The organism is Deltaproteobacteria bacterium (assembly GCA_016210045.1).
Lineage (GTDB): Bacteria > UBA10199 > UBA10199.
Genome location: JACQUX010000007.1, coordinates 44200 through 57630, shown reverse-complemented (window position 1 = coordinate 57630; position 13431 = coordinate 44200). Strand labels below are relative to the sequence as shown.

12 protein-coding genes are annotated in these 13431 nt (G+C 61.8%); 4 read left to right on the top strand and 8 right to left on the bottom strand.

The genetic code is table 11. The features are described 5' to 3' along the window. Positions 1–235: 235 nt before the first annotated feature. From HY696_02005 to HY696_01985, 5 genes are all read right to left on the bottom strand, one after another. Positions 236–508, bottom strand: a complete 273-nt coding sequence (locus HY696_02005; protein ID MBI4237176.1) for a hypothetical protein — start codon at positions 506–508, stop codon at positions 236–238. Positions 509–526: 18 nt separating this feature from the next. Next, on the bottom strand, positions 527–1096 hold the full coding sequence (locus HY696_02000; protein ID MBI4237175.1) for a hypothetical protein: 570 nt from the start codon (positions 1094–1096) through the stop codon (positions 527–529). Between the two features lie 173 nt (positions 1097–1269). Continuing rightward, entirely contained in the window at positions 1270–2379 is a 1110-nt protein-coding gene (locus HY696_01995) for a hypothetical protein (protein MBI4237174.1), read from the bottom strand. Between the two features lie 127 nt (positions 2380–2506). Then, positions 2507–3220: a hypothetical protein gene (locus HY696_01990; protein MBI4237173.1), complete on the bottom strand. Its 714-nt coding sequence runs from the start codon at positions 3218–3220 to the stop codon at positions 2507–2509. Then, on the bottom strand, positions 3205–3390 hold the full coding sequence (locus tag HY696_01985) for a hypothetical protein (protein ID MBI4237172.1): 186 nt from the start codon (positions 3388–3390) through the stop codon (positions 3205–3207). The genes HY696_01990 and HY696_01985 overlap by 16 nt, the downstream gene beginning before the upstream one ends. A 170-nt stretch (positions 3391–3560) precedes the next feature. On the opposite strand from HY696_01985, the gene HY696_01980 reads away from it, so the two are divergent. From HY696_01980 to HY696_01965, 4 genes are all read left to right on the top strand, one after another. Further along, a complete protein-coding gene (locus tag HY696_01980) occupies positions 3561–4310 on the top strand; it encodes a YebC/PmpR family DNA-binding transcriptional regulator (protein MBI4237171.1) in 750 nt (249 codons plus the stop codon). 134 nt (positions 4311–4444) lie between these two features. Then, complete coding sequence (gene ruvC, locus HY696_01975) at positions 4445–4915, top strand: crossover junction endodeoxyribonuclease RuvC (protein MBI4237170.1); 471 nt, start codon at positions 4445–4447, stop codon at positions 4913–4915. 3 nt (positions 4916–4918) lie between these two features. After that, entirely contained in the window at positions 4919–6631 is a 1713-nt protein-coding gene (locus tag HY696_01970; protein MBI4237169.1) for an O-antigen ligase family protein, read from the top strand. Between the two features lie 131 nt (positions 6632–6762). Further along, a complete protein-coding gene (locus HY696_01965; GenBank protein ID MBI4237168.1) occupies positions 6763–7167 on the top strand; it encodes a hypothetical protein in 405 nt (134 codons plus the stop codon). A gap of 7 nt (positions 7168–7174) precedes the next feature. Here HY696_01965 and HY696_01960 read toward each other — a convergent pair whose 3' ends face one another. The 3 genes from HY696_01960 to HY696_01950 all read right to left on the bottom strand — a co-directional run bounded on the left by HY696_01960 (position 7175) and on the right by HY696_01950 (position 13383). Next, a complete protein-coding gene (locus HY696_01960) occupies positions 7175–7558 on the bottom strand; it encodes a retroviral-like aspartic protease family protein (GenBank protein MBI4237167.1) in 384 nt (127 codons plus the stop codon). A 61-nt stretch (positions 7559–7619) separates the two neighbouring features. After that, positions 7620–10649 carry an ATP-dependent helicase gene (locus HY696_01955; protein ID MBI4237166.1) on the bottom strand — a complete coding sequence of 1010 codons (3030 nt, stop codon included), beginning with the start codon at positions 10647–10649 and terminating at the stop codon, positions 7620–7622. A 103-nt stretch (positions 10650–10752) separates the two neighbouring features. After that, positions 10753–13383, bottom strand: coding sequence for a PD-(D/E)XK nuclease family protein (locus HY696_01950; GenBank protein MBI4237165.1), 2631 nt, complete (start codon positions 13381–13383; stop codon positions 10753–10755). Between the last annotated feature and the right edge of the window lie 48 nt (positions 13384–13431).

Below are 13431 nucleotides of genomic sequence, written 5' to 3'. Positions count from 1 at the left end.
GCGAGGCAGTCTCCGCCGCAGGCGGACCCGCCTTCGGCGGGGGCGCTTTTTCTGGGCCGATGGGGGCGGGGGTGAGGGTGAAGAGGGTGCCAAGGGTGAAGCGGTCGCGCAGCGGCAACCGTGCGGGCCGCATCGGGACTGTCTACGAGGCCGTGAGCCATGTCGTGCCATTTAGTCCGCTGCTGTGCCTGCGTCAAGCGTGAAAGCCGTGGGGCGGGGGTGGGCGGACCATCCCTCAACTCGGTAACACCTCCGGCACCTTCAGCGGCTCCACGCCATCGGCCAAGGTCCAGACCGGATCATCAGGCGTATGGATTTGATTCTCCCCGGTCGCGAGAATCACGCGCTTCACGCCCGCGGCCTTCAAGTGCGTGATGACTTGCGCGATCGGCCAGGTGCTGCTGGGGATGTTCTTGTCGACGAACGCGAAATCGAACTGCGCGTAATCCGGCGCTGCGGCCGCGCAGGCATCCATGGAGGGATAAATCGCGAGTCGACCGATCCCCAACCGCTGTTGCTCCGCCTCCTACGCGAATTGGATGCCGGTGTCGTCGTCGATCACTAACACGCCAGGGCCAGTGGCCGAGCCGTTGCTCGGGGCCGTAGCCGGTGTCGTCCCCGCCTCCGCCGGAGGCGCACGCCTGCCAACCGTCGGGCAGGGATCCGCCGGTGGCGGAGGCGGGGCCACACCCGCAGCATCACCCGCAGCATGGCCTGCTGGCAGCAGGCCATGCTGAACGTCGATAGACGAACCGGCGTTAGATTGCGGAGTTGGCGCGGGCGCGGGGTCTGGGGCCGCCAGCGGAACGGCCACCTCAATCGGCACCAATCCCGCCAAGCCTTTGGGGATCAAGCGCACGCCGAGTGCGGCGCACCGCTGTTGCACGTGCGGTTCTTCATAATGGCTCGTGACCAAGATGGCACACGCTTGGACGCCGAGTTCTTGAATCAGGTCTAAACCATAGTTGGGTTCGCCGATGAGTTCGTAGTCACAGAGAAACACCGTTTGATCCAGTCGCTGCTGTTGGCACCACCGCCGCGCCTCGGTACCGGATGAGAAATGTTGTACCCGGATCTCGTGTTGTGCCAGTGCCAACGGCGCGAAGCGTTCCCCCAGATGTGGTGAATCGATGCATCGTCATCCACGATCACGATCAGACTCCGGGGTGGGATTTCCAAGCGCGCAACCGGCGCAGGTAGAAGACCGCCACATTGCTCAAAATGAATGCTTTGTGCACCGACAAAAAACTCGGCGAGAGATTCCCAACCTTACTCACAATATTCTGCCACCAAAGCGCGCAAGTCCTGTGGTCGGTAGAAGCCATTCAACAACCGCGTGCCAAAATCCGTGAGCGCATCATCGTGTAAGTTGCGCGCGGGTTGCAGTTGAGAAAATGCGCCATGGTACGCCAGGATTTGCGCGCAGGAGATGGCGTCATTGCGAATGGTGGTATACCACGTGGCGGTATCGGCTGGTGATCCGGTCAGCCATCGTCCGAGAAAACGGTGATGGCGATCTACGGCGGTGTCGAGATCGATCGCGTCATCAATGAAGTCACACAGAATATGATGGCGCGCTGCGAAAAATAATTCCATCTGCTTTGCAGCCACGCGTACTGCGGCACCTGTGGGCGCATAGCGATCCACTAGCAACGCTGCCACCCACTGTGCGATGCCTTCGACCAAATACGTGTCCTGCGTATGAATGGCGATGCACAACAAATGCGGTGCGCGGGCCGCTAAGGCCGCGTTATTCTGCAACTGCGCAAAATGTACCATGTGCCCGCAGACTTCATGGAGCGCAAGAAATTCGATAAACCCCATGGTGTACGTATGTTGCGGATGCGTGTTCACCCACAACGAAAATTGGCCGGTGCTGCAGGTGACCAAATTTTTCCACGTGTCGGTGGAACGGCGATTCAACACGGCAAAACGAAAGCGCGCAAATTTGGGAAAGAGTGCGTACATGCAATCGAGCCACTGCCGCGTGCGGCGCTTGATCAACGCCGGCACGTCATCATTGGAAATGGCCGTGTACAAATAATCTTCCAACGCTTCTGGACGTCCGACATGCTGCGCGTAAGCATCACAATAGGATGTGCAAGCCTCCGCAATGGCTGCGATCTCGTTCTGAGGCACGTGTTGCCATGGCGTGCCGAATCGTTCGACCATACTGCGACGCGTGACCGGATCGGCATGTCCCGCAAAGTATGCGGCACTTTGGCAGAGTTTGCTGCGTGCGTAAGCTGGGAAGAGCGCCGGGTCTGGCGTTTCCTGCTCGAGGCCGTGTTGGACAATCGCTAAATCTTCGCGAATACGTTCACGATGACGATACAGCATCGGTGCAAATACGCGCGGCGCCAAATCATCGACCACCACATAACTTGCCGCATCGCGCGATTCATGCCTGCGGACATGATTTCTCCATCCCCGATATACGCTCGTGGCGGCATCAGCGACGGATGAAAAGTGGCGGCCTCGTAAAGATATTCTTACCATACTGCACTCACGAAATCGTGCTCCATGATTCAGGAATTTTCCCCAACATTATTGTGTCAATGCCATAGGTGCGCATCTGAACAGATGCCGCTTCAGACAATCGTTCTCCGGTAGACAACACGATTCGTTTGACACCGTGCTCTTTCAAATGTTTAGCGGCGTGCTCGATGTCCCAGCTGGACGCAGGAATGTGCTTGTCTAAAAATGCATAGTCATATTCCGTGTATTGGAGATTGGCTTTTTCACAGGCTTCCATCGATTCATACAATGCCAGATTGCTAATATTGAGTTGTCCTTTCACTATCTGCCACACGAGTCGAATATTTTCGTCATCATCGATGACCAAAACATTACGGTGCACGGGAGCTTCTATGGTTGCCTGGACTATATGGATGATTGGAAGCGGTTTTGGGCAGAGTGTAATGTGCATGTCATTGGCAACATCACGAATACTCGGTTTCCAATACTCCGCTGTACATAAAACGATAGTTTTAAAATTGCGCGCGGTGAGACGTCGAACGATTTCCAAACCATCGACTTCGCTATTGTCGTAATCGTAATTCAGAGCACACTCCGTGCCAACAATAATGCGGTCGTATCTGCTTGATTTTTCGTGCCGTGACCGGGTTTGTGAGCCATGTAAGTGTTCCACTTTCCGGATTGTGGCATTCGCATCGGCGGATTGGACTGCGGCATGGGCGGTCCTCAATAATTCAAACACGCCGGCGGATGATGGGCCCAGGTGGCGAGGCAGTCTCCGCCAGAGGCGGACCCGCCTTCGGCGGGGGCGGTGTCGGGGGGGCAGTTGTAATGATACTTACTGTAGATCGCGTCGATGGTGTCGTAGGCGACGCCGCCGGGATAGGTCTGGCCGGGGAGCGCGTGGGACATGGGCGGTCCACTAGGTCGCTACAGTAGTGGCGTCAAGCGCGAAAGTGGGCAGGTCCCCATTATTAGATAACAGGGGCGGCGTTTTCTCGCTGACAAGCGTTGCCAGGTGTGCGAGAGGGGGCCCTTGTCAGGGAGGTTCGGGGTTTCGAGGTTCGAAGGTGGGAGGGATTATGTCCGGTCATTCCAAGTGGGCGACGATTAAACGGAAGAAGGGCGCGGCGGATGCGAAGCGCGGCAAACTCTTTTCCAAGATCATTAAAGAACTGACGATCGCGGCGCGCGACGGCGGCGGCGATCCGGGCGGGAATCCGCGGTTGCGCACCGTGTTGGAAAAGGCCAAGGCGGCCAATATGCCGCAAGACAACGTCACGCGCGCGATCAAACGCGGGACCGGGGAACTCGAAGGCGTGACCTATGAAGAAATCACGTTTGAAGGCTACGGCCCGGGCGGCGCGGCGCTGATGCTCGAAGTCGTCACCGACAATCGGAATCGGACCGTCGCGGATATTCGGCACTGTTTTATGAAACACGGCGGCAATTTGGGCGAAACCAATTGCGTCGGCTGGATGTTCACGCGGCGTGGCGTGCTCGCGTTCGAGAAGGTCAAGGTAACGGAAGAACAGCTGATGGAAACGGCGATCGGCGCGGGCGCTGAAGATCTGCGTGATGCCGGCGATGCGTTCGAAGTCGTGACCGACACGGCCCATTTTCATCCGGTCCAAGAGGCCTGCAAGGCGGCGGGGCTCACGCCGACGTCGGCCGAACTGCGACTGGAGGCTTCGACGACGCTCCGGTTGGAAGGCCACGACGCGGAGCGGATGTTGAAACTGATGGAAGCGCTCGAAGATCACGACGACGTCCAAAACGTCTACGCCAATTTCGACATCGACGACGCGTTAATGGAACAATTAGCGTCGTAACAGGGGCAGGCAAAGCCCCCTCCACCGGCAAAGCCTCCGCCAAAGGCGGACCCGCCTCTGGCGGGGGATGGAGCCTCCCCCTCAACGCCGCTGTGCGGCTGGAGGGTGGCCTCTGGTGTCTCTTGGGGCTCCGCATGCGTATCATCGGCATCGATCCGGGGAGTGTGATCACGGGATATGGCGTGGTGGAGCGGCAGGGAAACCGGCTGCGTCACATCGACAACGGCGTGATCCGTCCCCGCACTGTGGCGACATATCCCGCCCGCTTAGCCCACATTTACGACGCGCTCCGCGCATGCGTGGCGCAATTTTCGCCGGATGCGCTGGCGATCGAGGAAGTCTTCGTCGCGAAGAACGTCCGCAGCGCACTCCACTTGGGTCAAGCGCGTGGGATTGCGCTTCTCGTCGCGGCACAAAGTAACCTGACGATTACCGAATACAGTACGCGGACGGTCAAACAGAGCGTCGTGGGCAATGGTGCGGCGACCAAAGAGCAAGTCCAATATATGGTGACGAAGTTATTGGCCCTCCCGGAGCCGCCGTCGCCCGATGCCGCCGACGCGCTCGCCGTTGCGATCGCCCATGCGTATCATCTGCGGGGGTGAACCGTGTTGTCACTGTTGCCTGCGACACTGCTCGCCCTCTGGTGGAGTGCGTTGCTCTGGACTTGGGTGCGTGCCTGGCCGCGCCCGTTCGACGATTGGAAAAACGGACTTTTTTATCTCGGTGCAAGTTTGCTCGTGTGTCGCGCGCTGTGGCAACGGGCTCGCGTGTCGCTGCGCTGGGATGTCTGGCACGGCGTGATCGGGCTCTATGCCACCGTTGCACTGCTGCCGCTCGTTTGGCGGTCGGGCCCGTGGTACGAAGGTCTCCTCGAGGCGGCGCGGTGCTGGCTTTGGATCGGTCTGGCATGGGCCTTTGCGCAATGGTCCTCGGCGGCGCAGTGGCGAGTGGCGGCGTGGAGTGTCGCCAACGTCGCCATGATCGCGGCATTGAGTGCGGTGCATGCGTATCTCCTCCCCATTTGGTCGGCACAACGCGAGGTCTTTCTCTGGCCGATCGGCCATGTCAGTTATTACGGCGACCTGATGGCCATGCACCTCCCGCTCGCGGGATACGGGCTGTGGCGCGCGACGCGGAGATGGAAGGTGTGGTGGGGTGCGGCCTGCGTTACGCTCCTCTTTGGCGTGTTGTTCTCCGGCAATCGGACGAGCTTTACCGGTCTGTGCCTCGCCGTCGTCGCCGCGCTCGCGTGTTGCTGGTGGCGATGGCCTGCGGCGCGGCGTCGTGTGCTGCGTTGGAGTGTCGCGGCGTGCCTGTTCGGTGCGGTGCTGCTCATCTGGCATCCGCCGAGTGTGCGAGGACATGCGGAGTCGGTCGTGAGTCGGATGACGCGCATGTTTGTGCCGCCGCCGCATGCCGATTGGCGCGGTCTTCTTGATGACGTCACGTCCAACCGTTGGCACACTTACGAAACGACCACCAATATCATCGCGGCGCGACCGTTGCTCGGCTGGGGAATCGGGAGTTTTCGCTTCGTCTATCCGGAATTTGCGCATCGTCGCGACCCGGACTATTTGTCGAATGCGACGACGTGGTACATGCATCCGCATCAGGAATGGCTGCATCAGGCGATGGAAGTGGGGCTGATCGGACTCTCCTGTTTTTGTCTCTGGTGGGGGATGTTGCTCTGGCGTGGCTGTCGATCGCTGACACGCGTCACCACGGCTGCGGAAACGGCTGCGCTGCTGGCCGGTCTTTTGGGTTGCGGCCTCGTGATCTGGAGTTGGTTGTGGAGCACAAACTATGCGTATCCCCTGTCCCGTTTGCTCGCCGCGTTCTGTGTCGTACTCGTGTGGCGCGGACATCGAGCGACTGTTGAGGCGACCGTGGTTGGTGCTTGGCGTTGGTGGCGTCCGATGGCATTGATAATCACGCTGTCGGCGAGCGTGTTGCTCATGGCGCATCACGCCTCGCTCTATGCCGTGCAGCGGGCGATCCATGCGTCAACGGAGGCGACACGACTGGTGTGGGCGCGCACGGCGCATCGATTGGCCCCCGGCGCCTTTGATCCGTTGTACTTGTACGCGAGCGTGTTGACCCATCACGACGCCGCCGCTCCGACGATTGCGCTCTGGGAGTCGGTACTGCGGCAATATCCGTACGTCCCGGTCGTGCTCTATGAAGCCGCCCTCGCGCATCTGCAACACGGCGATCCGGAAAGCGCCATCCAGTTACTGCGCCACGCGGTGGCGAATTCGCCTGCGTTCACCCCGGCGGAGACGCTGCTGCAGGAGTTGGAGGGCGAGGAAAAGCGGTGACTGGTGGCTCGTGGCTGGTGACTCGTGGTCCGATCCCCAGCCACCAGCCACGAGTCACCAGTCACCAGTCACTTTTCTTGTGTTGCGCAAAAAAGTTGCGTCCGCAGGGGGCTGGGTGTAATTTTGTCACCATGCTGCGACTCATCCAGTGGTCTTTCCGTATAGTGTTGCTCGCCATCGCCGGCCTCGCGATGCCCACGTTCGACGCAGCGGCGCTGTCGGTCTCCGCGCCGCCCGAGAATCCGCAGCAGATCGATCTCGCGCACGAAGTGGGGCGGCAAACGACCGTTCGCGGTGTGGCGCGCGACAGTAAAGCGGGCGCGATCATCGTATTGGCGCAAGGTGAAGTGATTTACATCGACGGCCTTTCCGAGTGGCCGGCGGAGCTGCACGGCAAGCAAGTTTCCGCGCACGGTCTGTTGAAGCGCCGCAAATATATTCCCGACCCGACCATCGGTCCCGATGGTGGGATCGCCCAAGGGGCCAAAGGCCTCCAGTTCGTCCTCACCCGCGCGCGTTGGCAGCTTGCCCGGTAGCGATCGGTTACTTCATCTTCAATGATGGAAGATAGGGTGACTCGGGACGGGAAATAAGGATCTTCTTCAGCGGGTCGACAATCAGATCCAGTCGCTCGAGCACAATCTGTCCGATCAGTGCTTCGCATTGGGGGGGGCCGACGAGGCAGTCGGTTACCATGGAACGATTTCCGATGCTGAGCGAGAGCGGGAGGGCTACCGGGAGTTCAATCTTCTGATCGTTGGCCAGCGCAACCACTACCTTCCCGTTACGCTCCAGACCAAGCGCATCGACGAGGTCTTCCGGCAGCAACACCATCACAGCTCCGGTGTCCACCAGGGCATCCACTTCAATCGTCGCGCCTTGATGACCGACCTTGGCTAATTGGCAAATGGCTCGTACTTCACCCATAGAACTCGATGATATTGCATGCGTCGCAAATAACGCAATGTCTTATTTTAGGCATCACGCATCACCGGCGGTCGAGTTGCAGTGCTTGCGCCGCATGCGCGCACAGGCGATTGCGACCATAAACGCAGGTGGCGCACGGCGGTGGTGCGGCGGTCGCGAGGGTAAAATCCTCGGCCGCGATTTGCTGCACGAGCGTTTGTAATTGTTCCCGCGTCGCGGCGAGGGACGCTGCGGTGATGGGGGCCGAGATCTTCGTATTCGTATTCAAAAAGTGCAGTGTCGTGCGATGGAGTGACCGATGCCCGGCCTCGTGCGCGGCAAGGGCGTATACGGCCATTTGCAGCGCGTACCGTGTCGCATGTATTTCCGCCTCCGCGGCCGTTGCAATGCGATCCGTTTTGTAATCGACGATCTCCCAACCATCCGAACGGAGTTGCAGCAGATCGATCGTGCCGCTGATGATGGCCGACGGCGTCGTGGTAAGTCGCAAATGAAACGGGAGTTCGTGCCAGGCCGCTTCTGCTGCGCCGCCCTGCTGTGCGGTCGTTGTTTGTGTGAAATGCTGCAGCAAATGCTGTAGTTCGCGATGGTGCACAAGTGATGGATCGACGCCGCGCAAGCGCAGCTCTTCGCGCGTGATCTCCGCAAGCGTGCGCATCGGCTCCTGCGCCGCCCGCGCGATCACGGCATGCACCACTTCGCCCCGCAGCGGCTCGTGCAATCCCGTCGGCTCCGGCCATGCGAGTGTTCCCGGGAGTCCCAACCGATACTTCAAATAATATTCCTGCGGACAGCGTGCCAATACTTCGAGTTCCGTGACGGTCAGATGCAGGAGCGCGCGCGCTGCTGCTTCACTCTGAGCCAGGTCTTCCACCGGTGTCAGCCGCTGGGATGGCATCTTCGCCGCCGCTGCGTCCTCCTCTGTATGCTCGGCAGTCGCAATAACGATGGTTCGGGGTGCAATCCCCAGCGCCTCGCATGCGTGCGTGAGGCGGGTGGGCCAGTTTGGGACGGCATTGTCGGTCTCTGTGTCTGGTTCCGGCGCGGGACCGAGTGGCAGGATGATTCGCTCCGCAGCGCGGGTGAGGGCGACATAGAGGAGCCGATCCCGTTCTTGTATCTCGGCCGTGGTATTTACCAAGTTGAGCGCGGTCCACGGGTCGGTGGGATCGGGAGTGATTTTTTTCGTGGCCGTCCCGAGCGGTGGTCGGGTGCGTAGTGCTAGACCGATGCCGGGAAGGAAGCCCCAATCGGCAAACTGCGGGCTTCGTTTCGCCGCGCAGTCGAGCAGAAAGACGACGCGAAACTCGTTCCCCTTCGCTGCGTGGATCGTCAGCAATTGCACGGCGTCGTCGCCCGCCAATTGCACGGGTTGATCTGCGAGCCCAGCCTCGCGGACGGTGAGGTCTTGCATGGCGGCCACGAACGCGGCGAGATCGAGTGCCTGCGTATCCGGCGCGCATTCCGCTAACGTACAGAGTCGCTCGAGGTTGGCGGATGCTTGCCCGGTCGGATCCAGTTCCGCGAGCACGGCGTCGTAGGCGGTCGATGCGATGAGGGTCTGCAACATTTCCGCGACCGTGCAGTGCGGGAGCCGCTGCTGCCAATATTGAAACAGCGCGGCGAGGGGCGGATGGCTGAACGCAGCGCGATGCAATGGCGGCAGGCCATCCGTCTGCGGCGCTGCGGGCCCGGAGAGGTGGACTAATCGATAACAGAGGTCCGCCGTGAGGCCGATCAGCGGAGAACGGAGCAGACCAAGCAGCACGCCGTCGTCATATTGCCGTGTGGCGAGGTTGGCCAGAAAGCGGGCGGCAAGCAAGCAATCTTGGACCTCGCGGCGTTGCAAGAATCCGCGGCCTTGATAGCGATGGAACGGAATGCCGGCAGTCCGTAGTGCGTCTACGACCGGTTCGACGCCGAGGTGCGTCGGGAAGAGGCAGGCGATGTCTCCGTAGCGCACGCCTTCGTTTACCACCAACTCCGCGATGCGCGCGGCCACGGCTGCCGCTTCGGTCTGCCGACGCTCCGCGCTGCTCGCTTTAGCCGCCAGCGGCACTGCGAGCCATTCCACAGCGCCTTCGGTCGGTGTGCCGGTGGCGGCGATTAATTGTTCCCCGGCGGGGATATCGGGGCATGCGGCATTGATGAACCGAATTACGCCCGCGCGACTGCGAAAGTTTTCGCGCAAATGGACGACAGCGCCGCCGGACGTGGTGATGACGTCGAGCATCGCGTGAAAACAGCGGACTTCTGCGCCACGGAACCGATAGATCGACTGTTTCGGATCGCCGACGATACACAGCAGGTTGTCCGGCGGAGTAAAGAGCCGTTGGAGTAGCGCCATTTGGATCGGATTGGTGTCTTGGACCTCGTCGATCAACAAGTGGCGGAAGCGGCGCTGATAGTCACTCAAGATTTCCGGATGGGTGTCGAAGATGCGCAGTGCGAAAATTTCTAAATCGTGAAAATCGACGACTTGCTGTGCCCGTTTCGCGTCTGCGTACGCCGCGTCGCAGCGCGTGAAGGCCTCGAGTACGGCGGCCGTATTGGGGAGCGGCGGTTGCGGCGATGCGGCCATCCATTGCGTGACGTTCCAGCGGTCATTCACGAGTTGCTGGAGCCCATTGCAGACGCCGCGGAATTCCCATTCCGTCACGAGTTGGCGGATGGCCTCGTTGCCGGCGGAGAGTTCGTCGAGCACAGTCGTCTCGATGGTGCCGCGCAACCGTTGCTGCGCTTCCGTGGCCTCGAGCAGGCGAAAACGCGGACTCACGCCGAGCCGCGGCGCATGCTCGCGCAACACGCGGGCGCAAAATCCGTGGAACGTCGTGATCGCGGTCGCCTGCAGCGTCAGTCGGAGGTCCGCCGGGAGTCGCTCGCTTAAGCGCGCGCGCAGCTCCGCCGCGGCGCGTTCGGTAAACGTGATCGCCAAGATCTGCGCCAGCTGCGTGTCGGTGTGCGCGAGTAGATACGCGCACCGCTCCACCAGGACGCGCGTCTTTCCTGCGCCGGCCCCGGCAATAATGCCGATCGAGCGGTCGACCGTCTCGATGGCGCGGCGTTGTGCAGCGGTGAGGGTTACAGTCATGGCAGGGGCTTGCGTCGCCCCCTCCAGCGGCAAAGCCGCTGGAACCTCCCCCTCAGCGCGCCTGTGGCGCTTGTCCCCCGGAGCATTCATTACGGTCGACATGTTAACTCGCTTCCTCATGGCGACTGACGCCTTTCCAATCACAGGCGTGACAGGCGTGCGGGACGAGCCGGATTGTGCCGTGGGCAATTTGTTGCGCGACTTGCATCGCCTCGTGTACGGATCCGTCCAACAATTCTTGTAATTGCTCCGCCGTGACGCGACTGGCCACGCGGGTTGTCCCGAAGAGCCGCGTATGGACCTCGCGGTCGACGATCCCGTGCAGCCAATGCGCGTGACGCAAATAGAACAGCAGTGCGCCGCGTGCGGAAAATCCGGGCAGCAATTGTTCCGCCGCGCGGCAATAGAGCGGGAGTTGAAAATGTTGTCCCTGTTTGATGGCATTGGCGACCGGCGCGGCCGTGCGGCCGGTTTTATAATCGATCACGAGCAACGTGCGGTCACTGCTGTTCAGGTCGATCCGATCGATGCTCCCTTGGAGTCGCAACGGCGGCGCGTCCGGGTCCTGTGGGTCGCGGAGCAAGACCGGCGGGGTGTCGCCGCCGAAGCTGCGCTCGCACTGTGCCGGTCGATAGGCATCGTGGCCGAGTTGCCGCCAGCGCGCATGGTCCGCCTGCACGCACGGCATGACCAAGCGGTGGATGCGCTCCATCGCCAATGCGCCGAGCGCCGGATGATGGCGCGCGCACTCGGGGCGTAATGCGGCTGCTGCGGCGGCGAGCGCCGCGGTAATCAACGCGTCGAGCTGTGCGGCGCCGTCGGCGGTCGTGAGGTCGGCGATCGCGTCGAGTGTGGCGAGATCGTGGGTATACAGGTGGGCCAGTACCGCATGCAGCAAGCGGCCGAACGTGGAGGGCGCGACGTCGGCAGCGTCAGGGTCCGTGGCGCGCAGTCCGAGATAGTGGCGCGCGAAGCTCCGAAAGGGACATTCGACGGCGTCTTCGAGCTCCGATACGCTAAAGTGATGTTCGCGATAACGTGTCGCGATATGCGTGTGGACTTCCGGATCGTTGAGCAACGGCGGCGGCATGTCCGCGTGGAGCGCGCGTTGCAAATCGCGCTCCCGCGCGACGCGCTCAGCGACACTGGGGAGACCCGACACGAACGCACGAGCGCACGAACGCACGAACGCACGATCTATACGCATGTCCGTATCTGCGCACGATGGCGTGAACAACAAACTCGGTTGTGCCGGTCTTCCGGCTTCCGTTGTTTCGCAATAGGTTGCGATGACCTCCGAGGCATTGTGGCACCACAAACGCAAATAATCGCGCTCGTGCGCGGCGCAGACCACGGCCGGGGGAAAGGCGTGGAGTACGCGTTGCAGTTGCGGATCGGCGGATTCCGGCGGGAGATGCGTGAAGAAGCTGCCGGGGCGCGGGCTCGGCAGGTGTTCGTCCGTTGCCCCGAGCAGAAAGAGTGTCGCGACGGCGTGATACCACGGTTGATCGAGCGTCGTCGCCATGACCTGCTGTGGGAGGTGCAGTTGGGGAACGGGCGTGGGTGACAGCGCGAGCGTCGCGGTGAGCAGCGCGCGGAAATACGTGGCCGTGAGAAGCTGGTCAGCGCCGGGGAACTGGGCGGAATGCCACCGGACCCACAACGTCTGCCATTCGTGTAGCAGCGCGGCCGTCCGCGCGGCGAATGTGTGATGCGCAGGGTCATGCAGCGCGGCGCCGATCTGCGCGGCGGCGCCGCGCTGTTCCAATACTAGCCGCAGCCAGTCCAGCCACGCGGCTAGCGATTGTTGCGCTGGTGCGGTTGTCCACGGCCGCTCGTCGGCGAGGGGTCCGCTGAGTGGCGCGTCTGCCAAGCGGAGCGGTGCGGGCAGTGCGGATTGCAAGCCGGCTTCGATCCACGCCTGACGCAGCGGGCCGCGGTAGCGCGGATGCAACACCACGACGCCGAGTTGTTCAGGACGGAGTCCGTCCGCGATGCGAGTGCGAATCTGCTCGGCGACGGCGCGACATTCTTCCCAGACCGAGGCGAAACGTTGCAGGGTGACGGGCGCCAGCGCCGCGTGCTCCGCACGATCCGGCTCCACGCACTGCATGTCGTGTCCTGTCGCGGTGCCGGCCTCGAGTAAGGTCCGCAAGACTTCCGACGGTTCAAAGCCAAGATCGCAGATCACCGGCCCCGATGCGACCGCGCCGCTGCGCACCCGCGCGAGCGCGTGGGCGAACGCTTCCGCCGGTTCGATGCTGTCATAGTCCCGATGCAGCCGCGACAGATACGCCTGCGCGACTGCGGCCAAGTCTTGTTCCCGCTCGTGGCCAAACGTGCGGGCCAGACGCGGCAATGCGTTCGGATCGATCCCCGCGTGCAGGCAGGCCTCGATCCCATCCAGCAAGAAGCGCGCAGTTGCTAAGTCGCTGCGCGTCGCGGTGAAATACGTCAACGGAGTCGTTTGTAAGACGTCGTGCAGAACATGCAGTCGCAACCACGGCGGCGCGGCCGGAGTGCGTCGGTCGGCCCAGGCCTCCGCCCAGCGCTGGGGGTGGCACAATTCCGCCCCGCAGAGGATTGGCGCGTCCGGTGTTAACAGCCGGGCGCGCAATGCTGCCAAATCCGCCCCTGCCGGCGCGACCCAGCGCGCGCCCGGTAGTGCCAAATACTCTCGCCACTGCGCATACCATGCGTCCGTGCGTGCACTGCCGTGCGGCGATGCCGACATGCCGTTCGTTCAACATGCGAGGGGGGTAAAAGCAACGGGAATCGTTGC

Bases quoted from the DNA above. Each gene is read 5' to 3' on its own strand.
- HY696_01985 (MBI4237172.1), bottom strand. From the start codon at position 3,390: ATGTCCCACGCGCTCCCCGGCCAGACCTATCCCGGCGGCGTCGCCTAC.
- HY696_01980 (MBI4237171.1), top strand. From the start codon at position 3,561: ATGTCCGGTCATTCCAAGTGGGCGACGATTAAACGGAAGAAGGGCGCG.
- ruvC (MBI4237170.1), top strand. From the start codon at position 4,445: ATGCGTATCATCGGCATCGATCCGGGGAGTGTGATCACGGGATATGGC.
- HY696_01965 (MBI4237168.1), top strand. From the start codon at position 6,763: ATGCTGCGACTCATCCAGTGGTCTTTCCGTATAGTGTTGCTCGCCATC.
- HY696_01960 (MBI4237167.1), bottom strand. From the start codon at position 7,558: ATGGGTGAAGTACGAGCCATTTGCCAATTAGCCAAGGTCGGTCATCAA.
- HY696_01955 (MBI4237166.1), bottom strand. From the start codon at position 10,649: ATGACTGTAACCCTCACCGCTGCACAACGCCGCGCCATCGAGACGGTC.
- HY696_01950 (MBI4237165.1), bottom strand. From the start codon at position 13,383: ATGTCGGCATCGCCGCACGGCAGTGCACGCACGGACGCATGGTATGCG.